Annotated in this window: 18 protein-coding genes; 2 read left to right on the top strand and 16 right to left on the bottom strand. The window is 53.6% G+C overall.

The window, feature by feature from the left end:
- Positions 1 to 16: 16 nt before the first annotated feature.
- From B5X72_RS19535 to B5X72_RS19505, 7 genes are all read right to left on the bottom strand, one after another.
- Positions 17 to 943, bottom strand: a complete 927-nt coding sequence (locus B5X72_RS19535) for an RraA family protein (protein ID WP_079718613.1) — start codon at positions 941 to 943, stop codon at positions 17 to 19.
- Between the two features lie 56 nt (positions 944 to 999).
- A complete protein-coding gene (locus B5X72_RS19530) occupies positions 1,000 to 2,547 on the bottom strand; it encodes a SusD/RagB family nutrient-binding outer membrane lipoprotein (RefSeq protein WP_079718611.1) in 1,548 nt (515 codons plus the stop codon).
- Positions 2,548 to 2,560: 13 nt separating this feature from the next.
- Complete coding sequence (locus B5X72_RS19525; protein ID WP_079718610.1) at positions 2,561 to 5,989, bottom strand: SusC/RagA family TonB-linked outer membrane protein; 3,429 nt, start codon at positions 5,987 to 5,989, stop codon at positions 2,561 to 2,563.
- 297 nt (positions 5,990 to 6,286) lie between these two features.
- A complete protein-coding gene (locus B5X72_RS19520; protein ID WP_079718608.1) occupies positions 6,287 to 7,369 on the bottom strand; it encodes a FecR family protein in 1,083 nt (360 codons plus the stop codon).
- 188 nt (positions 7,370 to 7,557) lie between these two features.
- On the bottom strand, positions 7,558 to 8,613 hold the full coding sequence (locus B5X72_RS19515) for a sugar phosphate isomerase/epimerase family protein (RefSeq protein WP_079718607.1): 1,056 nt from the start codon (positions 8,611 to 8,613) through the stop codon (positions 7,558 to 7,560).
- 41 nt (positions 8,614 to 8,654) lie between these two features.
- On the bottom strand, positions 8,655 to 9,830 hold the full coding sequence (locus tag B5X72_RS19510) for a Gfo/Idh/MocA family protein (protein WP_233632633.1): 1,176 nt from the start codon (positions 9,828 to 9,830) through the stop codon (positions 8,655 to 8,657).
- A 152-nt stretch (positions 9,831 to 9,982) separates the two neighbouring features.
- Positions 9,983 to 10,543: a sigma-70 family RNA polymerase sigma factor gene (locus tag B5X72_RS19505; protein WP_176146271.1), complete on the bottom strand. Its 561-nt coding sequence runs from the start codon at positions 10,541 to 10,543 to the stop codon at positions 9,983 to 9,985.
- 203 nt (positions 10,544 to 10,746) lie between these two features.
- Here B5X72_RS19505 and B5X72_RS19500 point away from each other — a divergent pair, with 203 nt between their 5' ends.
- Together B5X72_RS19500 and B5X72_RS19495 are read left to right on the top strand one after the other, a co-directional pair.
- Entirely contained in the window at positions 10,747 to 11,589 is an 843-nt protein-coding gene (locus tag B5X72_RS19500) for a peptidylprolyl isomerase (protein ID WP_079718602.1), read from the top strand.
- On the top strand, positions 11,590 to 12,975 hold the full coding sequence (locus B5X72_RS19495) for a peptidylprolyl isomerase (protein WP_079718601.1): 1,386 nt from the start codon (positions 11,590 to 11,592) through the stop codon (positions 12,973 to 12,975).
- On the opposite strand, the gene B5X72_RS19490 is transcribed toward B5X72_RS19495, so the two are convergent.
- The 9 genes from B5X72_RS19490 to B5X72_RS20875 form a co-directional block, all read right to left on the bottom strand.
- Positions 12,976 to 13,839: a YybH family protein gene (locus B5X72_RS19490; protein ID WP_079718600.1), complete on the bottom strand. Its 864-nt coding sequence runs from the start codon at positions 13,837 to 13,839 to the stop codon at positions 12,976 to 12,978.
- Positions 13,840 to 13,854: 15 nt separating this feature from the next.
- Positions 13,855 to 15,318, bottom strand: coding sequence for a cysteine--tRNA ligase (cysS, locus tag B5X72_RS19485; protein WP_079718599.1), 1,464 nt, complete (start codon positions 15,316 to 15,318; stop codon positions 13,855 to 13,857).
- Between the two features lie 80 nt (positions 15,319 to 15,398).
- Complete coding sequence (locus B5X72_RS19480) at positions 15,399 to 15,854, bottom strand: helix-turn-helix domain-containing protein (RefSeq protein ID WP_079718598.1); 456 nt, start codon at positions 15,852 to 15,854, stop codon at positions 15,399 to 15,401.
- Between the two features lie 22 nt (positions 15,855 to 15,876).
- The gene (locus tag B5X72_RS19475) at positions 15,877 to 17,859 is read right to left on the bottom strand and encodes an OmpA family protein (RefSeq protein ID WP_079718597.1); all 1,983 of its coding nucleotides are present in this window, start codon (positions 17,857 to 17,859) and stop codon (positions 15,877 to 15,879) included.
- Positions 17,860 to 17,876: 17 nt separating this feature from the next.
- The gene (locus tag B5X72_RS19470; protein ID WP_079718596.1) at positions 17,877 to 18,149 is read right to left on the bottom strand and encodes a hypothetical protein; all 273 of its coding nucleotides are present in this window, start codon (positions 18,147 to 18,149) and stop codon (positions 17,877 to 17,879) included.
- A gap of 25 nt (positions 18,150 to 18,174) precedes the next feature.
- Positions 18,175 to 19,188: a PorP/SprF family type IX secretion system membrane protein gene (locus tag B5X72_RS19465; protein WP_079718595.1), complete on the bottom strand. Its 1,014-nt coding sequence runs from the start codon at positions 19,186 to 19,188 to the stop codon at positions 18,175 to 18,177.
- A gap of 4 nt (positions 19,189 to 19,192) precedes the next feature.
- Positions 19,193 to 20,755, bottom strand: coding sequence for a T9SS type B sorting domain-containing protein (locus B5X72_RS19460; protein ID WP_079718594.1), 1,563 nt, complete (start codon positions 20,753 to 20,755; stop codon positions 19,193 to 19,195).
- A gap of 11 nt (positions 20,756 to 20,766) precedes the next feature.
- On the bottom strand, positions 20,767 to 22,308 hold the full coding sequence (locus tag B5X72_RS19455; RefSeq protein ID WP_139378792.1) for a CshA/CshB family fibrillar adhesin-related protein: 1,542 nt from the start codon (positions 22,306 to 22,308) through the stop codon (positions 20,767 to 20,769).
- A gap of 14 nt (positions 22,309 to 22,322) precedes the next feature.
- The coding region (locus B5X72_RS20875) for a hypothetical protein (protein ID WP_217698169.1) at positions 22,323 to 24,479 on the bottom strand (2,157 nt) is incomplete at its 5' end.

Here is a 24,479-nt window from a genome sequence, read left to right as displayed (position 1 = left end):
TTAATAATGAGGTTCGTTACCAATTGCGTTGTTTCATGTAATTGTCCAGTTCTTCCCGGCTCATGGGCAGGTCTTTTTTCTCCCGCAGCCAGCCCAGGAAATCTTCACGGATGGGGGCTGTCCACCGGCTGTCGACGTCACCGGCGGTATACTTCTTTTCCTTGATGCGCTGCTTGCCGAACTCATCGCGCAGCATGATGAACTCAGCGTTCAGGACAATCTCATGAAGCAAATGCGCGGGGATAAAAACGGTGCCATATTGGTTGGCAAGCACCGCATCTCCGGGCATGACCGTTGCCCGGCCGATGCGGATGGGGGTATTGATGGATGTGAGCATCATCTGCTGAATAAACGAGGGGTCATACCCCTTGACCCAGCCGTTGAAGCCTTCGACCTCACGGATCCCCTTCAAATCGCGCACGCTCCCGTAGAATATCACGCCACGCTTGGAGTTGGTATAGATGGCGTTGGCCAGGATATCGCCAATGAGGGTGCCGTCTACAATTTTTCCATAACCATCGGCTACATAAATATCGCCGTCTTGCAGCACATCGATAGGCCACGAATTGGTACCGCCGGCGCTGTTCCGGCCTTCCTTGATGCCGATAGCCCGGAGGGTACTGTCTACATCGGGCCGCGATGGCATGTATTGGGCCGTCACCGCCCTTCCGGTCATGACTTCATCGGGGTTGACGATCATCCAGTCGGCCTCGAACTGGTTGTGGTAGCCTTTGGCACGCAGCCCGCCCCATGCTTCTTCGATGGATACTTTTTTGAGTCGTTCCAACAGTTCGTCGGGTACTTTGGGGCGGCCGTCGGGAAACCGATCGCCCTTCCACAATGGGGTGAGGCCGATGATCGTTTCGCGGGATGGCGCTACCTCCTGGCCGGCAACTCGGACGGCTGAAAAGAGAAACAGCAAATAAATGATAGTCGTTTTCATTAGCAAAAAATTAGTGGTTTTATTATCTGTTCGTTTGTGGCATCAACAACGTACACTCACCGGTCCCAAAATACCGGCACGCCCAGATTGTCGCCCCCCATGCGGTTGGCGGCCTCGCTCACGTTAGCGCTGTTGACCGACACCTCACGCAGGGGATAGACCAGCCGGCGGATAAACCCACCGCCGGCAACGACCGACGGATCCTGCGAGGGAAAGTTTATCGGCGACAACTGCGGATAACCGCTCCGGCGGAAATTTGCCCAGCCCTCCGACCAGTTGCGGAAGGAACTTACCCAGTATTGCTCATTGATCTGCTGCAGGGCATTCGCCTCATCAAATGCCACTCCGGCACTGCTCAGGTAGGCGGTCTTTTCCGCAGCGGAGATATCGGGCATGCTCCCGTAGAGGTTGGCCTGCTCCATGTGCGCAATGATGGCACGCTCGTAATATTCCGCGGCAGTACCGGCGGTAATGAACCCCCGATACCGTGCTTCGGCCAGCAGCAGCTGGGTCTGCGAATAGCTGACCAGGTATTCGGGGGCATCGATGCGCATCACCGTCGCCCGGTTGAACTGGGAGTAGCGGAAGGCTGAGCCTATCTTGCCAGGGAAGCCGGGTGCATCTTCGATGGAACTTTCGTCATAGCCATAGGGCATCCCCTGCTGGTCGTCCGGATCGGTATTGGCATGGCCTGCCGTGGCCAGCGGATTGGAAGGATTCTCATATAAAACCGCGATGTACCGTAGCCGCGGGTCGTTGTGGGCCTTCAGGAAGTCGACGAACGCTTCGCCGATGTAATAGTTTGCACGCTCGCCACCGAGTAATGCATTCGATGTGGCATTGGTGTAGGTGGCGTTGAACTGGATGAGCGCATTGTCGTCATTGGAGAGCATCACCCCGCCACGGGCGGGATCGACCGCCTGCGCGACCAACGACCGTGCCCTGCTCTCGTCTATCTTGGTGTAGCGCATGCCGGTACGCAGCAGCAGGGCATTGCCCAGGCGCTTCCATTTGGCAATATCGCCGCCGTAGAAAAGATCGCCGGTACCGATGGAGCCTTTGCTGGCATCCAATGCATCGGTCGCCTGGACATACTCCTGGATGATGGATTCGTATATGGCCTCAGACGGGTCATACTTGGGCAGAAAATTACCGCTTAAGTACCCCTGGCCGGCTTCGCTGTATGGCACATCACCATATGTGTCGACCAATAGCTGGAAGCAGTAGGCTTTCCATATCCGCGCCATGTTATGGAGGTTGCTGGCGTCGGGGTCATCCTGCGTCTTGTTGATGACCTCAATGAGGTACCGGATGGATTCGGTAAACAACGAATTAAACGCGGCATTGGCATGCTGGTCATTGATGATATTGCGGTTGCCGGCGGCGAGCTGGCCACCGTACGGGGTATTGATTTGCTGGACAATCTCCCCCTGGTAATGGTACGACGGAATGGCCGAAAGCCGCTGGGCGTTCGAAAACAAATACACCGGATTCAGGTCATTGGCCAACGATGGGTTGATGTTTATGGTCTCAAAGTTTTTGTCACAACTACTCATTGCAAACACCAGTAGCATCATTGTGGCGATTAATAGATTTCGTTTCATGTCTGGTTTGCTGCTAAAAATTAACATTTAAGTTCAAGCCATATGTCCGGGTCGTTGGCAGGGCGTGTGTTTCGAGGCCCGATCGGAGGTCCGATGCGGAATACTGCACTTCGGGATCGAGGTTGTCGATGGATTTCCGGATGATGAATGGATTATTGACAAAGAGGTTGGCATTGACTCCCTTGACAAACGTCCGCCCGAAGAATCTCGAAAAGTCGTATCCCACCGAGAGTGTCCGGCACCGGATGAAACCAGCATCATACACAAATGGGGTGGCCACGTTCGCCGAACGGTACTGGCTGTAAAACAGCTCGGCCTCCACTGGCGTGCTGTTTGGCGTACCATCGGTGTTGACGCCCGGGAAGACCACGCCGCTTTCCCTGCCTACAAGGCTGTTTTTGTGCAGGCCGTGTCTTGTCCAGTTGAAGTTGGAGTTGGAAATCATCTTATGTCCCGCCTTGAAATCGATCTGGGCAAAAAACTTGATGCCCTTGTAGGTCACCGTATTGAGCCACCCCCCGGTATGGGGCGGTATGGCACTCCCATAAGTGACCAAACTGCCCGGAAGGAACAAGCCGTTGGACGTGATGATCTGCCCTTGTTCGTTGCGCAGGTAATCTACTCCCCGAAGCGATGCCATCGGCTGCCCCACTTCGTGTGATACGATGCCGATGTATTCGCCGGTACCCACGTCAAATCGCTGCTGATTGTCGGCCAACTGCAGCACCTTGCTCTGGTTCAGTGCGTAGTTAAAGGCGGTTTCCCATTGGAAATGTTCATTGCGTACCGGGACGATGTTCAACAGCACTTCGACCCCGCGGTTGCGCAGCCTGCCCACATTGACGAGCGTCTGGCTGTAGCCGGAGGCGTTGGAAATATCGACATTGAGTATTTCGTCTTCCGTCAACTTGTTGTACACCGCTGCATCCACCGACAGCCGGTTGTCAAACAGCTTGAAATCAATCCCTATTTCCGTCTCCTTGACCGTCAGTGGCCTCAGGTTGGCATTCGGGCTGATGGAGGACGTGATGATACCCAGTGGCACACCGTTGAATTGGTTGTTTTCAATATTGTAGTACAGCGTGTTGGTATATGGGTCGGTATCGCCCCCCACTTCGGCGTACGAAGCCCGCAGCTTGCCAAACCCGAACCACTCCGGCAGGGACTGGAAGAGCTGGCTGAACACAAAGCTTGTACTCACCGACGGATAGAACGCACTGTTGGACTGCGGATTCAGCGTGGAGAACCAGTCGTTCCTGCCGGTCAGGTTCAAGTACAGGTATTCGCCAAAGGAGAAATCAACCGTACCGAACACCGAATTGACACGTTTGTGCCAAAACGCATAGTTGGGGTTTTTGATCTGGCCATTGTCCACGGTATACAGGTCGCGGATAAAGAAATTCGTCACCGACGTACCCATGCGTTCGGACTTCTGATCCATGGAGTTGGCACCGAAGGTGGCATCTACGCCCCAAACGCCAAAGGTGTGGTTGAGCCCGAGCAGGAAATCGACGTTGCGTTCGCGGAATGTCCCCGTATTTTGGAAATAATTGCCATTGAATCCGCTGGGCGCCACGGGCAGCATAGCCGTGCCGGTAGGCCTGTTGGCATGCCGCACATTGGTGAAGAAATCCTGGCCCACGCGCCCCTGTACCCACAACCAGGGCGCGATATCATACCGCAGGGTGACATTGCCGAACAGGCGATCGCGTTTCTGGGTTTCAAACCGCTCGTTGATTGTCCAGTACGGATTGGTCCTGTCGGTAAAGCGGGCCGGATTGATTTCGTTGCCCGTCACGGGATCTTTATAAGCGTTTTCCAGCCAGCGGATGTCTACGCTGTTGGCCATGGTGTATACCGTTTGATTAACGTTATAAGCCTGTTGGTTCAGCGCTGGGGGATTGTCATTAAACTCATTCGAATAGTTGGCATTGACCTGCACAGAGAGCCCTTCGGTGAGCATGTAATTGAGGCCCATGTTGAGGATTTTCTTATCAAAATCCGAATTGGGCACGATGCTGTTGGCATCGGTATTGGCAAACGATACCCGGAAGTTTCCTTTTTCGTTGGCACCTGATACGGCCAACATATGGGTAAACGTGTTGCCCACGCGGTAGAAGTTTTTCACGCGGTCTTCGTTGGGCAGGTAAGGGCGCTCCACGCCGTCGTGCTGCATAATGGGCTGGCCGTCAAACCGGGGGCCGAAGCTCCAGACGCCCGTGCGCCGCACATCGGCCAGCGTCTCGTTGCGGATGCCGTACTCACCCTGCCCATATTCATATTGGAAATCTGTATAATCCAGGGGCTGGTCGCCCTGGTAGCTCAGCCCATAGCTGATGCCAATGCCCCGGTCTTGCTTGCTCCCCGATTTGGTTGTGATGATGATGGCGCCGTCCTTTGCCCGGAACCCATACAGCGCCGCTGCGGCGGCCCCCTTCAACACGGTCAGGGACTCGATATCGTCGGGGTTGATGCTCTGGAGGCCATCCCCCAGGTCCGTATTGATCTCGCCTGTATTGCCCTGCCCCGAGGCATTTGCCCCACCCTGGGGGGCGTTGTTGATGGGAATCCCGTTGACGACAATCAGGGGCGAATTGTTGCCGCCGAAGGATGACTGTCCGCGCAGCCTGATTTTGGAAGACCCGCCGGGCCCGCTGGGGATGCCCGAGACGTTCAGTCCGGCAACCTTACCCACCAGGCTATTGCCCACGTTGGTGGTGCGGCTCTCGGTCAGCTGATCCGTATCCACGGCGGACGCCGAATAGCCCAGCTTCCGGTTTTCGCGCCGTATACCCAGGGCGGTTACAATCACCTCCCCCAGTTCTTTGGTATCTTCCTGCAACTCGGCGTTGACCGTACTACGCGAGTTGACAGGGATTTCCAGGGGCAGATATCCGACATAAGAAAATACCAGCACGGCGTTGGGCGGTGCTTCAATGACGAACTTGCCCGCATCGTCCGTTGTACCGCCCGTGGATGATCCTTTTACAGACACACTGACGCCGCTCAACGGCTGCCCACCTGCGCTGGTGACAGTACCGCTGACGGTGATGTCTTGCTGCACCACTTTTTTCCTGACGACAATCAAGTTGTTGTCAAGCGCCTTATACTCCAAACTGGTGTTGGCAAGCAGCATTTCCAGCACCTTCAGCACGGGCGTGTTCCGTACTTTGATGCTCACGAGTTTGTCCAATGCGCCGTTATCTTCGCTGTACATCAACCGGATTTTCCCCTTTTGTTCCAAGATTGGGAACACGGTCTTCAATCTGGCATCCTGTACGACCAAATCGATCTTCTCGCCCTGGGAGTAGGTTCTGGCGGTTACGTTCAACGTCAAAATCAGCGTTAAAATGACCGTGTAGTTCAAGAGAAAGAAAATTGGTTTTAATTGGACAAAGAAATGATGATAAAGAACTCTTTTGCTTAGTTCCTTTTTTTTCATAATTTTGGCTTTTATCGTTAAAAAATCTGACCCGAGCAGTGGCTGCTGCTCACTAAAGGTTTTGGATGAGAAGTGTTGGCGCACTTCTCATTTTTTTTATAGATCGTCACGTCATAGTTTTCAGTTTAATATGTTCAACCTAAATGAAAGTCACCGATGGTTTATACTGATCGTTCCTAATAATAGACAATATTTTACGCCAGATTCCCTAATGGAAAAGATCATTTTGACCCGGGCAGCGGCTGCTGCTCACTAAAGGTTTTGGATGAAGAAGTGTTGGCGCACTTCTCATTTTTTTTAATAGATCGTCACGTCATGGTTTTCGATTTTATAGTTAAACGAATGAATAAATTGCAAGGCTTCCAATAATTGGTGAATATCGTCTTCCTCGGTAATGGTGGACGTATACCGGTAAGCCATGACCTTTGGATTGGTTACCCTGATGTTGACATTGTACCACCTTTCTATTTTGGGTATCAGCTCTTTCAGCGTTTCGTTTCGGAATACCAGCTTGTCATCCACCCAGGAAGTTTCCTGGATGTACTCCTCATTGGCTACCTGTACCTTGGAGAGGCTCCCGATGGTCAATGTAAGCGCATTTGTTTTGCCATCCCCTTCGTCCGGGGCCGCGGCAGGATGATTGGTGATGGCGACTTTTTCATTGGGCTTCATCAGGATTTTTTCATTTGGCCGGTCATTGACGGACAGCTCGATCGACCCCCTGATGAGTGTTGTTTCTGTCTTGCTATCATCCGGATAAGCCTGTACGTTGAACGCTGTGCCCAACACGCGTATGGAGATTTTGTCCGTAGCGATGGTAAATGGCCGCTTGCTGTCTTCCGTCACATCAAAAAACGCTTCCCCTTGCAGCTCCACGGCCCTCGTGGCATGAGTTTTCATCTTACTATCGTACCACAGCCTGCTGTCTGCATTGAGCCACACCTTCGTGCCATCCGGTAAAACAAACTGCTTACGCACACCTTTTTCGGCGACGATTTCGACCATATCGGGCTGCACCGCCGTACGGGGGAAAATCAGCCACAGCGCCGTCAGGCACACGGCCAGCGTCAATGCATAAACGGCCAGTCGTTTTTTTCCCGGACGCCCCCACAGCTTTTGCGTAGGTCTATCCAAAAATGGCGTTGCTGTCGCCTCTCCCTCAAAGGCCAGGGCTTTGCCGTGCCGGCGTTTATGCCAATCGAAAAAGTGTGCGCCGTGGTTTTCCTCCGGCGAGCTTTTCCATAGCTCACCGACAAACTCTTCATAATATACGGCATCCGGATGATTTGCCAATAAATTATCCAATTCTTCTGACTCACTGGCACTGATTTCACCAGCTGCCCTACGTGTCAACAACACGATGATTCGCTTATCATCCATAAAAACCGTAAAGACTTTATTGATTTATAACTGTAGTCTTTGATAGAATAGACAACAGTTTTAACGGATCTCCCTAATGGAATGTGACATTTTTTGGGGATGGTGGGTGGTTGGTGGTCGCTGGTGGGTAATGAAAGGCAGTGGTACGACGCTCGGTTCGCTCGTACCACTGCCGCTTATTATCGTGGTTAATCAAGCCCCAACAGCCGCCGGTTGCTGGCTTCGTCTGCCTGCCCGCCGGCAAAGTCGTCAAAGGTTTTTTCCGTGACGCGGATGATATGATCGTTGATGAATGCGGCCCCTTCACGGGCACCGTCTTCGGGGTGCTTCAGTGCGCACTCCCACTCCATCACCGCCCAGCCCTTGAAATCGTAGGCCGTAAGCTTGCTGAATACCGCCCCGAAGTCGACCTGGCCATCGCCCAGCGAACGGAAACGGCCAGCCCGCTCTACCCAGCCGGAATAGCCGCCGTATACGCCTTGCTTGCCCGTCGGGTTGAACTCGGCGTCTTTCACATGAAACATCCGGATGCGCTCGTGGTAATGATCGATGTAAGCCAGGTAATCCAGGCATTGCAACACAAAGTGCGACGGGTCGTACAGCAAACACGCCCTCGGGTGGTTATCTACCTTTTCCAGGAAACGCTCGTAGCTAACCCCGTCGTGCAGGTCCTCGCCGGGATGGATTTCATAACACACGTCCACACCGTTTTCATCAAACACATCCAGTATCGGACGCCAGCGCTTGGCCAATTCAGTGAATCCGGTGTCGACCAGGCCCTGCGGCCGCTGCGGCCAGGGATAGACGGTATGCCACAACAGGGCGCCACTGAACGTGGCATGGGCATCCAGCCCGAGGTTGCGCGAGGCCTGTGCCGCATATTTCAGCTGCTGCACGGCCCACTCGGTGCGGGCCTTGGGATTGTTGTGGTATTCCGCAGGCGCGAAGCTGTCGAATAGCTGGTCATATGCCGGATGTACTGCCACCAGTTGCCCCTGGAGGTGGGTAGACAATTCGGTAATTTCGAGCCCCAGTTCGTTCACTTTTCCCTTGATTTCGTCGGCATACGTCTTGCTCTCCGCTGCCTGCTTCAAATCGAAATAGGAGGTCGCCCAAGTGGGTATCTGGATACCCTTGAATCCCAATTCCTTAGCCCACCGGCAGATGGACTCAAACGTGTCAAACGGCGGTTGCTCGCCCAGAAACTGTGCCAGGAAGATACCCGGCCCTTTTATGGTTTGCATCGTTATTTATTTTTTTAAAATAAAACAATCGTTTTCTATTGTTACACCGTGAAGGGTGTCCATTTTTCATTGCTTTCGTTGCTGCGGACAACGTTGTCGAGGAACGCCATGCCACGCACGCCGTCATCCACCGATGGGTAATCGTACGCATCAGCATCCTGCGGTACGCCGGCAACCTTGGCGGCCAGCGCGCCTGCAAACAGCTTGTACAGATTGGCGAACGCTTCCAGGTAGCCTTCCGGATGCCCCGCCGGGGTGCGGCAAAGCGACGCGGCTTCCGCGGCGATCCACCCGCCGTTGTTCGACCGGTAAATCTGCGTGGGCTGGTCAAGCCATTTTACCACCAGGCTGTTGGGTTCCTGCTGATGCCATTCCAAACCGCCGTTTTCTCCATAGACACGGATTTTCAGGGCGTTTTCTTCCCCAGCGGCGACCTGCGACGCAATGAGTACGCCACTCGCCCCGTTTTCGAAACGCAGCAGCACATTGCCATCGTCATCCAGCTTCCTGCCCTCCACGTACGTGTGCAGCGAAGCACAAAGGTGCGTCGTACGCAATCCCGAGATAAACTCGGCCAGGTGCAATGCGTGCGTGCCGATATCGCCCATGCAACCGGCCTTGCCCGATTTCGTCGGGTCCGTGCGCCAGGAAGCCTGTTTGTTGCCATCCTGCTCCGAAAACTTACTCAGCCAGCCCTGCGGGTACTCCACATAAATCTTGCGGATGGCCCCCAATGCGCCGTCGCGCACCAGCTGCCGAGCCTGCCGTACCATCGGGTAGCCCGCATAGGTATGCGTCAGCAAAAACAGCAGGCCGGTTTCATCCACCTTTTGTTTCAGCTGCTTGGCCTCCTCCAAATCAAAGGTCATGGGCTTGTCCAGCACCACGTGAAAGCCATTTTCCAAGGCCAGCATGGCCGGTGCGAAATGCACGTGGTTGGGCGTCACGATGCTGACAAAATCCATCCGCTCGCCTTCAGGAAGCGCCCGCTCCCGCTCGATCATCTCCTGAAAACTCCCATAAACCCGGTCGGAAGGAAGGAACAGGGAACGCCCGCTCTCTTTCGATTTGGTGGCATCCGAGCTGAAAGCTCCGCAGACCAGTTCAATCCGGTTGTCCAATTGCGCTGCTATCCGGTGTACTTCGCCGATGAAGGCACCGTGCCCACCGCCTACCATACCCATCCTGAGTTTACGATTGATGCTGTTGTTGCTCATAATAGTTGATTTTATAAGTTTCTATGGAAATGCTATCGTTGGCACCCGCAAGATGCCCGCTTCGCAAAAATATTATTAATGTGACAAAATTCATGGGATTGCCGCAATTATTTTTGCGCAAATCATCAGCACAGGCCACAACCGGCCAGGGATTACACCAGCTTAAACTCGGCCTTTAGAATGGCGGCCAGTTTTTTCATGGCATTGACCAGGTGAGCATCCACCGTTTTCGGGGAAAGGCCCAGCAGGTCGGCCACTTCCTTATAGGAAAGTCCGTCTTCTTTTATCAGTTTGAACACCAGCTTGCATTGCTTGGGTAGCAAGGCTATGGCATGCTCCAGCTTGGCCTGCAGCTCGCCCTGCAAAAAAATCGCTTCCGGCGATAGGGTTGCCAACTGTATATCCACTTCGATGTCATTCAGCGAGATGATTTCTTTGCCCGCCTGCTTCTTCAGCGCGTTTAGCGCATGGTTGCGGGCCGCCACGAAGGCATAGTACCTGATATTTGTCACGTCGGCAAGCCGCCTGCGCTGTTGCCAGAGCATAAAAAGCACATCACTTGCTACCTCTTCGGCCACCTCCCATGATTTGACAATGCTATAGGAGAATTTCCGTATCGGAAGAAATAACTGATCAAACACCTGCCTGTAAGCACTTTCTGAATTTGACGCAGCCATTTCGTCAACCAAAGCCTTTAGTTCCGCTGGTTTCATCGACATGGTTTTACAATTGGTTATGTCAAAGGTAGTCATTAAATTTAATATTCCAACCTATGGACAGTGTTGTTGTTTTCCGGCTGCTTCCGGCATGGCACCAATGTGTTAAAAATGGTTAAATCCATGCCTCATTGGCCCCAAATACGTATTTTAGCCCATTGAAACAACCGAGTAGGTATTGGGTAAGCATAAAAAAACTAATGATTAGGGTATATATACTGGCTATCGCCGTCCTTACGTCGTTATTTATGTCTTGTCAACAGGGAAAGCCGACGCCGGTTGCGCGGTCGTTTGACCAATACCTTTATCCGGACGATCTGCAAGGGGTGGTCCCTCCGGGTGTTTCCGGTGATGACAGCATCCAGCTTGTGCGTGCTTATATCGAACAGTGGACGCGCCAACAGGCCCTGCTGCATCATGCACAGCGAAACGTCAATATCAATACGGAACACCTCGCCAAACAAGTGGAGGAATATAAAAACGGCCTTATTGTGTACGAATATGAGCAAGCATTGGTCAGCCGGAAGCTGGACACGGTCGTCACCGATGACGAAATCAAGGCGTATTATGATTCGCGGGAGGAGCTGTTCCTGCTTAAGCAGCCCATCCTCAAAGCGTCCTTTATCCGGTTGAAGCAGGATGCACCCGAAATAGAACGGGTAAAGCGGCTGTTCCGATCGACAAATTTCGAAGAACAGGATCTCCTTGAAAGATACTGCGCCGTGTATGCGCTGCACTATGCATTGCGCGATACAGCGTGGTATTATGCCGATGAGTTGGCCAGGAAAATCCCGATTTCGAAAATCAACGAAGACCATTACAGCCAAACCGGGCGAATTTTCGAAATAATTGAAAATAATGAATTATATCTGATAATTTTGCATGATTCTAAATTCAGGGATACTCGTTCGCCATTGTCATTGGTGCACTCCAATATCCGTAACCTGATTTTGAACAAACGCAAAATTGATCTGATTGATCAAATGCAGAAGCGTATCCTGGATGATGCGCACAAAAAAAATAACATCGAAATATATAACTAAATGAGTAGACATAGCGGCATTTTTCTTGTTTTGATTATAGCGGGCGCCTTCAACTTATCCGTAGCCCAGCAAGCCCAGGTCATCGATAAGGTCGCAGCAGTGGTAGGGTCCAATATTATCCTGCAATCTGAAATCGAAATGCAATACGCCCAATACCTTGCCCAGGGCAATAAGGCCGATGAGGACTTCAAGTGCTATATCCTCCAACAGCAGCTTACGCAGAAGCTGCTGGCGCAGCAAGCAGCCATTGACTCGATTGATGTCGGCGAGGGCGAGGTGGATGACAACATCAACGCCCGCCTGCGGTACATGTCAAGCCAAGCCGGAGGCCAGGAACGGCTTGAACGCTTCCTCAACCGTTCGCTGCTCCAATACAAGGAGGAAATGCGTCCCAGCGTATATGAGCAACTCAAGGCCAATAAAATGCAGCAGAACATCGTCTCGGGCATAGACGTGACTCCACTGGAGGTAAGGCGTTATTATGAGTCGCTGGATAAGGACAGCCTCCCCTATTTCAATACCGAAGTAGAGGTAGGTGAATTGGTGGTATACCCCCAGCTTACCCGGGAGGAGAAGCAACAGTACCGCGACCGTGCCGAGGAACTGCGCAAGCAGATTGTTGATGGTGCTGACTTTGCCACCGTGGCGCGTCTTTATTCGCAAGACGGCGGTTCGGCTCCGTACGGCGGTGATTTGGGATTCAGCACGCGCGACCGCTATGTCAAGGAATTTTCAGCCGTTGCCTTCCGGCTTAAACCGGGCGAACTTTCACAGGTATTCGAGTCTGAACATGGCTTCCACTTCCTGGAAGTCCTCGAGCGGCGCGGCGAAGAAGCCCGGGTACGGCACATCCTCATCCAGATAAAGCCGACGCAAGCGAGCCTCGAACGGGCGAAAAAACACATCGATAGCATCTATGAAAACGTGGTGGCGAAAAAGGTCGATTTTTATACAGCCGCTACCCTATATTCGGACAACAAAGAAACCAAATACAACGGAGGCATGTTGCTGAACCTGGAAAACCAGCAAAGCCGGACCACGTTGATTCCTGCGGACAAGCTTGACGCATCCATTTTTACAGCCATTGATACGCTGCAACCTGGCCAGTATTCGCGGCCGGCCCCCTTTACCGATCAAATGGGAAAAACCGGATACCGGTTTACTTACCTCAAGTCACGGACGCCACCGCATCAGGCAAACCTCGAACAGGATTTTGCCAAAATCAAGGAAGCTGCCCTGGAAGACAAAATCAACCGCAAGCTCAGCGAGTGGTTTGAAGGCCGCCGGAAAGTGACGTTTATCGATATCAACGACGCGTATTACGACTGCGATGATCTGAAAATATGGCTGAAAGACAGCGGGGAGGATGCCGTAGCGCAGCGGTAATCACCGCTCAAACAACATCTCGATAACGACACGCCATTGAAAGTCGGGCTGTAATTGCCAAATCCGTACGTAGTTGCACTTAAGGCGCTCCTCACCGGCTGCTACCGTAGCGGTGCCATACGAATAGGCCAACTCGCCGCTGTACGAACGGTTAGACACCAACGATTCGGCCTGTATCGCCAAATCTTGCTCTTTCGCAAAGGCAAGGATGGCTTTTTTTCCAACAATAGGAGTCTTCCAGGGAAAATAAAAACGAGCGTCTTCTGCCAAAAACTCTTCGTAGGCAATAGCCGCATTTGATTTCAGCACGGCAGAAAGCAATTGGTCATTGCTGCTCACAATCTCCTTCCGCTGCTGTATCCGCTCCTTGGTCCGGAACTTGGTGTAATCCTTATCATCGGGTTCGATGTATTGCAGCTCCGGCTCGCTACTTCCGCCATGATGCTCCACCTGCGCGCGGAGATCAATCTTCCAGACTCCCTTCCGATCGCGCCGCCATACCGCTAAGTACTCGCCGTACCGTTGTATTGCCCCAACCCGCTGAAACGACAGTGACCCCGCCGTGACGCCCCACTCCATGCTCTTCGCTACGGCAGCAAAGGTAGGCTTCCACGTCAGTACGTCCGGAATGTTGGGGCGGTTATTCAGGTATTCCAGGGCCGGTGTCGGTGCCGGCGTAAAAAAGGTGGAATTGCGGTCTACTATAGACAGCAACGCCGCATGCGGCCCCTCCGTCGCTGACAGCCGCGCCGCCGTGCGGTCTGCGGACAACAAGCTTCCCACCTTGCCTAAAATTTGCGCAAAGGTGTTCGAGGAAACGGCCAGGAAAAAAAACAGTATACTTAATCGAATCGTGTAGTTCATCAATGTGGGTTGCTATCAAACCTTATTCCAAAGTGTGCCTTCTTTGCTATCCTTGAGTTGGATACCGATAGCACTGAGCCCTTCCCGGATACGATCCGACGTCGCGTAATCTTTCTGCAGCTTGGCTTCGTTCCGCAGCGCGATGATCATCTCCATCAGTCTCTCAAAATCATCCGAACCGGTGTTGTCATCAATGAGCCCCAGTATATCATGCACGAAATGCTGCATCAATGTTTTCAGATCGGCAAGCGATTGTTCATCTACAGCCAATTTACCGTCGTGGATACTATTTATGATACGCACAGCTTCAAACAATTCGGCAATAAGTACCGGGCTATTGAAATCATCGTTCATGGCTGCATAGCAGCGTTGCCGCAACTCATCGACCTTGAATGCGGCCTTTTTGGCTGTTGCCTTCAACTTCGGCAACAGCGCCATGGCGTTCATAAGCCGCTTGAACCCTTTGTCGGCAGCATCAAGCGCCTCGTTTGAAAAGTCCAGCGTACTGCGGTAGTGTGCCTGCAACATGAAAAACCGCACCGCCATCGGCGAATAGCCGCGACTGAGGAGCGGATGGTTTCCGCTGAACAATTCGTGCGGGAGGAAGCCGTTGCCGGCAGATTTCGACATGCGCGCGCCATTGACGGTCAGCATATTGGTATGCATCCAGTATTTAGCAGGCTGGGTATGGTTGCAGGCCTGCGATTGGGCAATCTCATTGGTATGGTGCGTGGCAGCCAGATCCATGCCGCCGCCGTGGATATCAAACTGATCGCCCAGGTATTTGCTGCTCATGGCCGAACATTCGATGTGCCACCCCGGAAACCCCACCCCCCAGGGCGAGGGCCAGCGCATGATGTGTTCGGGCTTTGCCTTGATCCACAATGCAAAATCAAGCCGGCCACGCTTTTCATCCTGCCCGTTCAGCTCGCGCGTATTGTTGAGCATGTCCTCCAACTTGCGGTTGGTCAAGATGGTGTAATCGTATTCCTTGACGTATTTTTCTACATCAAAGTACACCGTACCATTTACCACATAGGCATATCCCTGTTCGATGATCCGTTGGACCATCGCTATCTGCTCCGAGATATGGCCGGTGGCGGTGGGTTCGATGCTCGGCGGCAAGGTATTGAAAAGCCGCAGCACCTCATGGAAGCCCAAGGTATATTTCTGCACGATTTCCATAGGCTCCAGCTTTTCCAGCTTGGCCTTCTTGGCAAACTTATCCTCCCCCTCATCGTTGTCGCCCTCAAGATGCCCTGCGTCGGTAATATTGCGCACATACCGGACTTTATACCCCAGGTGTTGCAAGTAGCGAAAGATCAGGTCAAATGAGACGAATGTGCGGCAGTTGCCCAAGTGCACATCGCTATATACAGTCGGCCCGCAGACATACATGCCCACAAAGGGCGAATGCAGGGGCTCAAATTTTTCTTTCTTCCTTGTTAACGTGTTATACAGCACCAATTGGTTGTCCATGGCTGCGAAAATACGAAAATATTACGATTCACTGCTTGAGCAACCACGCTTTAATGTCGCATCCAACCCGCGTAACCAATTTAGCCGTCCAATCCACTTTTCCCTGCCGCACACTGTATGATGGGATGACTTTCCAGCAGGGGATTTACAAATATGCCATTCAGGGAAACTGCCTTCACAGCAGAAAGAATCATTCTGTGATTTTCATGCATCGATACGAATCCTTTTGCGCCAGCTGAAATACAAAGCGGGGCATATAGAAACTCATACAGTTCAGAGAGAACCAACACCCGCAACCCATTGCCCTTCCAATGTATGTTGGCGGTTGTTATGAGTTTTCCGATGTCTCGCACTTCGTCTTGGTGCATACCGAAAATCAGTAAATCAACGGGTGCTGGCGCCCCAAGCACGGCATCCCTTGTTTCAGTAATGCTGGCGCAGCTCAAGACTTTGCGACAGCCATGATTTTTAATCAAACGGCTCAACCCAACTCGTATAACCGGATATTCATCTTTAATAATCAAGTTCATTTTCATAGCGGTGCATCTCTCCAGCAGTTTAATAAGCCATTACCGTCACTTCCGTACGCCGGTTGGCCTGATGTTCGGCCACCGAGCAGGGCACGCCGTCCGCGCAACGGTTTACCAGCCGCGTCTCGCCGTAGCCCTTGGCCACCATCCGGTCGCGCGCGATGCCCCGCCCCACGAGGTAATCCACGGCCGACTGCGCCCGGCGCTGCGATAACGCCATATTGTATGCAGCGCTGCCACGGCTGTCCGTATGGCTGGAAAGCTCGATCTTCAGCGTCGGATTGTCGCGCATCGTACGCACCAGCTCATCAAGGATTACCGCAGCATCCGGACGGATGTCGTGTTTATCGAAATCGTAATAAATGTCTTCCAGCTCAAACGTGTCACCCGGCTTGAACACCGGTGCCAGCAACAGGGCCACTTCCAGGGTGTCGGATTTGGTGACGCCTTCGGTAGTTACCTTAGCCGAGTCGGCATGGTAGCCCTCCTTCTGCCCCAGTACCGTATAGCGTTGGCCTGGATGCAGTGTAAACTCAAACCGGCCGCTCCCATCACTGGATTTTTTCGCCACAATCTCGCGGCTACCGTCATATAGGGTCACTGCGGTAACAGGCAGGCGCTCGCCCGTAGCCTTGTCAGAGGTGGTGCCTTTCAGGATGATGATGATTTTCGGCTTTTCGAACGTGAAGGAATAGATATCGTCGTTGCCCACACCGCCTTTGCGGTTGGACGAGAGGTAACCCGCGATGCCCGCTTCGCTATCGAAATTCACCACATAGGCGAAATCATCGCCCGCCGAATTGACCGGATAACGCATGTTGCGCGGCACGTCCCACGCCCGGCCGCTTCCCGTGGCTTTGAAGACGTCCAGACCGCCCATCCCCGCAAAACCGTCGCTCGAATAGTACAGGCTGCCGTCCGGTCCTACGTTCGGGAACAGCTCGTCGCCCGCGCTGTTGATAACCGGGCCGCAGTTGGCGGGCGCCCCCCAGCTGCCATCGGCCTGTTGCACACAGTACCAGATATCCGTTTTGCCGTGGCCGCCCGGCATGTCACTGGCGAAGTACAACGTATCCCCGCCTGGGCTGAACGCGGCATGGCCGACCGAATACGCTTCGACATTGTTGTACGCAAAGGGTTCGGACTGCCATTCCCCGTCTGTGTGCGTAAGGATGTACAGTTCCAGCCGGTGTGTGCGGAACCGGTATTTCCCCTCTTTCTCGTTTCCGCCCGGCTTGCCCGAATGGGTGCGGGTCACATACAGTGTCCGTCCGCCATCGGGCGAAGCCACCGGGCCCACGTGGTAGTCCCCACTGTTAATATGCCCTTCGGCGACAACGCCGTTTTTCAACCCGTTGTCCGACCCGCGGTCGGCCGTATACACCCGCAGGTACGCGTTGCCGGTCCGGCCGGAGCGGGACTGCCCGTCCATCAAGGGGTCCGGTTCACCCGCATAGGCGACCTTATCTCCGACTGGGAACACGGAAAACTCCGCATATTGCGTGTTCACGCTCCGCTCGTTGCGGAGTTTATGTGAGGTCGGGTGCGCCATCCAGCGCATGGCCGAGTCACACCCGGCCAGTTGCAGGGCTACGGCGTCTTTGTCACCCGTCCGGTCGGCATACATTTCCAGCTGGTGCTTGGCTTCTGCGTATTTCCCGTTCGCCTTCAGCACTTCTCCGTATGCCAGCAGGTTTCCGGCACCGCTTTCCGCGTGCTGGATGACTCGCGCATACCAGTTTTCGGCCGATTCGTAGTCGTTCATCAGCCGGTAGCATTCGGCCAGCCGCTCCAGGTCATGCAGCCGCGGCTTACGGCTGTCGGCAAGCTTTACATACACCGCGGCAGCGTTGGCATACTCGTATCGGTGGTATAATTCATCTGCACGGTCGCGAAGACTTGGTTGTTCCTGAGCAACGGCAGGCAAGATCGCCGACAGCAGGCACGCCACGCCGCCAAGCAATTTGAAAGCAATGGAACCGCACGGCTTCGCTGGTAAATTCTCTTTCATCGGTATATTATTTTTGGCTACGAGATTCTATTCGTTTGTTTTTCCTGGATTCTCAGTTCATTGATGGCGGTGAAAATCCGCAACACGTACACATAGGCCTTTATCTCATCCGCAATTCGGTATTCAATCCCACACCATGATATGAAATACCCGTCGTTGTTCCCTTTGAAAACCAGTATCGGCAACCATTCCTTTCCAGCTACCCAGATTTCCATACGGGGGCCGTCCTTGATGTAGGAAAAATCAATCCTTTTATCATCCAGGTATTCCGCGATTTTCTTCAATAGCATGACGATTGGATGAAACACTTGATTATTAAAAAAACCTCGGGCTGAGCAACCGGTTATACCGCTGGCCGAACGTCAGGCCGAGCGTCACCTCGTGCGAGCCGTTCTGCACGCTGCCCAGCCGGCTTACGATGTGGTCGTAGGAATACCCGATCCGCAGCCGTTCCGTGGCATAAAGCTGCACCACCGCCGAAAACGAATTCCGGTTGCTCAGGCTATTTCCCGTCACTCGTTGGTAATCGCGTTCGAACACCGTCACCCCCGTGCGCCAGCCGCCTCCGATCCAGAACCTGTCGGCAAAAATGAACATCATGTTCACGTCCAGGCTCGTCGGCCCCCTGAAATCCTCTTTCACCAGCACACTCGGCCGCAGCTTCAGTCCGCTGTCAAAGTCCACCAGTGCCCCGCCGATAAAATAGATGTGCCGTCTCCGGCGGATGTTATCGGTTGTGGTGTTGTCCCACCGGAAGATGTTATTGCTCTGGTCGCCCGACAGCAGGTCCATCACCGATGCCCCCGCATACCAGCGCGGGGCGTAATAATAGATGCCGAAGCGCACATCGGGCACGTAATTGCTGACCCTGCTGGGTGGCAGTATGTGATCACCCGAACTGTAGGGATCCAGCTTGGTGCCGTCCAGGCTGTACTGCGTTACGCCGGCACCGACGCCGAAGCTCAGCCGGTGCGTGTCCTCCGTATTTAGCCGCAGCCGGAAAGCATAGTTGGCATAGGCCGAGGTGGCCGACTGCGGGCCGAGCCGGTCCGCGGTAACCTGCAGCCCCAGCCCGTGCCGTTTATTGACGGGGTCAACGATACCATCGACGGACAGCAGGCCCGTTTGTGGTGCCCCGTCTAGGCCTACCCATTGGCTCCGCAGTCCCAACTGCAGGAACCATTCCTCCTTGTAACCGGCATAGGCCGGGTTCACGCTCATCGAGTTGAAGATGTATTGGGTGAACTGGATGTTCTGCTGGCCGCGGGCGGAGGTCCACCCGCCCAGCGCCATTACCCATATCATCGCCTTTATGATTGTCCTTTTCATTTATCTATAGCCTTTTGATCAATACCCAGCCCGTGTAACGCTCCTGCACAGTACCCTGATGCGTGACGATACTGTAATAGTACGTGCCCTCATTCAGGTCGCCGCCGTTCCAGTCATTGCGGTAATCCACGTTGCGGTACACCTCGTTACCCCAGCGGTTCACCACGGTCACCTCGATGCGGTCAAAGCCTTCCGATCCTTCGATTTCGAACACATCGTTCCGGCCGTCGCCATTCGGTGTGAAGACGTTGGGTATCCGGAGTTTGCGCGGCGCCACTGTCACCGACACCGTAGCCCGGTTAACCAGCCCGTTCTCGTCGGCCACTTCGTACACGAACGTATCTTCACCAACAAAGCCTTTATCGGGTGTGTAGGTAATGCTGCCATCCGGATTTACCGTTACAGTGCCGTTGCGTGGCTGTTGCGTGATGCGGATGCTGCCCACCAGGATCGGGCTGCTGCCCGGTTCGTCGTTGCGGAGCACGTCGATCTGCACGGATGCGCCCGACTCAACCGCTGCGGCATCGTTCCTTACCGTAGGCCCTACGTCTTCCGCAAAGGCGTATTTGGTGAACCAGCTGCCGTCGGCCGCGGTACCCGTCGCCGTCAGGATATCCGCCCGGGTGTGGATGCCCTCCGCTTCCAGCACGGTCACATCGCCCAGCCAGTTGGTCCCGCCCGCATACTGCACGATCTGCGCCTGGGCATCCACATAAGCATTGCCGTTGGTCACGGTGTTGTGCTGCAGGGTGTAGGCCGCCTGCACCCCGGCGTCCGCGAAGATGTGCCAGATCCGGTCCATGCCGCGTTCCGCATCGGGCAGTTCAATGCCCGCTGCACCGTAGTCCTGCACACTCACGTATAGCGTGGTCATGCTCGCAGGAGCCAGCGTGGCCGGGGTGTAATCGCCCTCGTCGATACCCACCGGAAACACGAATGGCTGCGTATTCGCGAATGTTTTGATGACATGGCCCGTCACGCTGTTGCCCGTCACCACCATCCGGCTGCTGTTGTACCCGGTGAAGCTGGCTCGGGCCGACAGGATGAGGTCATGCCCGTTGAGCAGTACGTCGCCCCCATCCACGCCGAACGTGAAGCCCCCGTCGATGTGCAGTGCCGCCGCGCGGGAACCCGTTCCGTTTTCCGTGCCGAAACCCGGGTCGGCGATATCGTCAAACACCAGGTTATGGGCATTGCGCAGCTCGATATCCAGCCCGATGGGCAATCCGCCGTTGCCATCAATCCGCGTGGGTGAGTCCGCCCATTCCTCGTAATAAATGTTGTCTCCGGGGTTATGGATGATCAGTTTTCCCGTACCGTGCAGGCGCGCGGTGGGCGCGATCCAGATGTTCCGGCTCCACACCTCCAGCGTGCCGTGCACCTCCCAGTCCGCATCCGGCCCGAGGTACAGGCTCTCGGAAAAAATCAGTTCGGCCGTTCCCGCCCCCACGCGGACTGTCGAGTTATCCAGCGTGGAACTGCCAGCGCCCCGCTGGGCGTGGCCATCAAACGCCACAAAAAATACCAACCCGGCCGCAAACAATATGTAGTGTATTCTCTTCTTCATTCCTGAATGGATTATTCCCGGTTCCTAGCTTTGCTCGGCAACATGGGGTTGGTGATTGCTGGCCCAAGAATATGTATTCTATGGTCTTCCACTTCTCCGAAATTTACATTGCTATCCGGGCTTGTCGCATCCGGCTCTATCGGATCGAAATAGCGCAGCCGTACGTAGGTACTGTAAGGTCTTCTATACGCAGGCACCGTCCACGTCAGGGAAACACTCCCATCCCCGTCAGCGGGAATCGTTGCAGTTTGCCTTTCGTCTTCGTCAAATACGCCATTAAGATCAAAGTCAATCCATCCCGATATCCGCGCACCTGCTTTTGCCCCACGATAGGGAATCTCTGCAACGATCGCATTCCCCGGCATGTAATGTGCCTTATAAGAAAACCGCCTGTACGCTTCTGGCCAAGCGTCCTCTTCATCCGGACCCGCATCGCCGGACAGGTCATCGCCCAGGGCATCCTTTGAAAACATCGGCCCGTTATCCGCATCGGGAGCAGTGCTCCCCAAGTAACTGCCGTCGGTACTTACCAAGGCGCCCGCCTCATAACTGGGAGTATTAACATTCGTATAGGATGTATTCCCTTGGGGAACCGGAGCGATCCCATCGTCGGTTAGCGTAAGATTCTGCAACAAGTGAACCGGGCTGCCATATGACTCCGGGGCATCACCCAGATCGGCATTCGGCGTCAGTAATCCCAATGCCAAAGCTGTCTTGCCTCCCCCCTGAAGCTCCGCGGTGAATTCGACTGAAAAATCGGGATTGGGGCCGGCCGTGTTATACGCCGATTCATTAAAGGAAAGAAAAGCTACCGCAGCGGTATTATCATCGTTTCCATACAGGAATTTCATTGCTTGTTCGGTTGTCCCCGTTACATTTTCCTTTCTGACCCGGTAGTTTGTATGCGATGGCTCGTAAGGATTCGGGTTTTTCTGTACTTCCACCAAAGTCCAATTGCCATCAGCCGTTGCGTAAATATGCTCTAACCACGATAAAGATTCGGCGTCTGCAACGACCATTCCCGCAATGCGGATTGGCTCACCGTCTATGGTTGCCTTGCACCGAAGCGTCAATTCGGCACTCCCTCCCTGGTCTCGGTTGATGATGCCGGCAACCAATTGATTAGGGTTAACATCCACCCAATCGTTAATAGCCTCATCCCAATACGTATAGCTCTCCCCTCCTATGTTGTACCAATCATCAAACGTATCTCCAAAATAGTCTCCTGGAGCATAACTGGTGACCGGATCTCCCGCTATAGCAATAATCTCCGCTTCAACGCATAAATATTTGTCGCCACCCAACGGAATGGATGCATATGATTTGTCGCCTACCGACAAGGTTACATCACGTTTACCGTAAGGGTCCGTTGTCTGGTTGGAAGATCCCCAGGTCAGCCACAGCACCTGATCTTTATATGGGCTGGTTCCTCCGGTTGCGTATGCTGCGGTCACCACCTGATCGGGGTAACAGGGCTGGGCGACGCTGCTTTGCACATAAAGGAGAGCCCATAACCCTACCAGTGAAATAAAGTATTTTGATAAATTCCGCATTTCAACTTCCTTTATTATGGCTTAATGGCAAATACGACGTTCATGAATGAACCTACGGTGACGTCAGCATCAGCTTTGACTGTATAGGTCAATATACCTGCGTCGCTCACCGATACATTTTCGAAAACGCTGCTGTTGTACCAGGCGATATGATAGTCCAGTTCATTTGCGGGCAGTACCGGCAGGATTGTCGTGGCACCTGCATTGGAAGCCATGGGGCTGCCGAACTGCGCTGCATACCGGCCGTATAGATCAATCGTCCCCTGCCTTGTACCGTCATTGAAACTCTCCCCGGTCAATGGATCTTCCAGTTGGTCGCTGGCTATGGGGATAATCACCGAGGGCATATAAAAGAACTTTGGCATGGCTGCTTTCAGTTGTTTAAGCAGGCCATCGGCATCCACGGATACCAATTGATCACCTGTAGCGCCGGTGATGGCATTATAGTCTGCCTGTTCCGTCTGCGGAAGCCCGGTAATCGATGTGGCCGTTCCCCCGGTAGCGATGGTCAGCGGATATCCGTCATTGGTGATGGTGGTGGCCTCCGTAAGATTACCTCCCAGCTTTATATCACCGGAGGTGGCATCGATGTTTACCCCGTTGGAGGCGGTCACTTCCAATAGGTCGCTGATGCTTTTCCAGGAAAGTTGGGCAGAAGTCGGGTGGCCATCTGTCGTCAACACGTGATTAACCGAACCGTTATCCCTCGGGAAGGTATAATTCGTCATCATTCCCCCCGGATGTCTAAACCTGTGGTCAATCTCCCCTGAATACGCTACTACGCTGGCGACTTTATCCCCATCCAGACTCGTAAGGCCTGCGGCTTCTAAACGTGTATAAAACGAAGTATACTGTGAAGCATCGACAGGATTTTCGGCATTAGCGCTCAATACCACATTACCTCCTCCAAAAGGAGTATAATTATTATCGATAATATTGTAAATACCGGCGCCACTATAGGTAGCTGTCATATCGCCCTTCACTTCCAATTGCTTGTCTGTGATGGCCGTGTTGATGGCGACCTTGCCCATTTGATAAATATCCTGGGTGTTTTCGGTTGCTTTCGTGCCATCGGCCTGGTTTAGCCAGGGCTCTATGGCGATTTCACTCAGATCAATGGTCTGTGTATCACCGTTCCCGTCAACGTAAGTGAACTGGTTTCCGTCGTAGTACACGTTGCCGCCGACAGTGGTATTGGTCAACTGCTCGATCAGCTCGTTCAGCACCGTCTCGTTATTGATGATCTCCTCGAAATTGCTGATCACGTCCGCCGGTACGTCGATCGTCACCGCATCACCCGCTTCGTTGGTATATGTGTACGTGCCGTCGTTGTTATTCACCAATGTCGTTACCGTTTCGTTGGCCTCAACCAAATGCTGGATGTATTCCTCTATCGTGTTGTAAGTCTCCCCGTTGATGGTGACCGGGCCGCCGTTGACCACTTCCTCGAACTGGTTTACAACACTTGCAGGCACGTCTACGATGGTTTCGGTGCCGTCTTCACTCGTGTAGGTGTATGTGCCATCGTTGTTATTCACCAATGTCGTTACCGTTTCGTTCGCCTGTACCAGCTCCTCGAAGTTGATGGTCTGCGTGTTGCCGTCGCCGTCAACGTAGGTGAACTGGTTTCCGTCGTAGTACACATTGCCGCCGACGGTGGTATTGGTCAACTGCTCGATCAGCTCGTTCAGCACCGTCTCGTTGCTGATGATCTCCTCGAAATTGCTGATCACATCCGCCGGTACGTCGATCGTCACCGCATCACCCGCTTCGTTGGTATATGTGTACGTGCCGTCGTTGTTATTCACCAATGCCGTTACCGTCTCGTTGGCCTCAACCAAATGCCGGATGTATTCCTCTACCGTGTTGTAGGTCTCCCCGTTGATGGTGACCGGGCCGCCGTTGACCACTTCCTCGAACCGGTTTACAACACTTGCAGGCACGTCTACGATGGTTTCGGTGCCGTCTTCGCTCGTATAGGTGTAAGTGCCGTCACCGTTGTCCACCAATGCGGTAACCGTTTCGTTGGCCTGCACCAGTTCCTCGAAGTTGATGGTCTGTGTATCACCGTTCCCGTCAACGTAAGTGAACTGGTTTCCGTCGTAGTACACGTTGCCGCCGACGGTGGTATTGGTCAACTGCTCGATCAGCTCGTTCAGCACCGTCTCGTT

This window comes from Parapedobacter luteus (assembly GCF_900168055.1).
In the GTDB taxonomy this organism is placed as follows: Bacteria; Bacteroidota; Bacteroidia; order Sphingobacteriales; family Sphingobacteriaceae; genus Parapedobacter; species Parapedobacter luteus.
The sequence above is the reverse complement of the archived record's forward strand: the minus strand, read 5'-3'. Positions and strand labels throughout refer to the sequence as shown.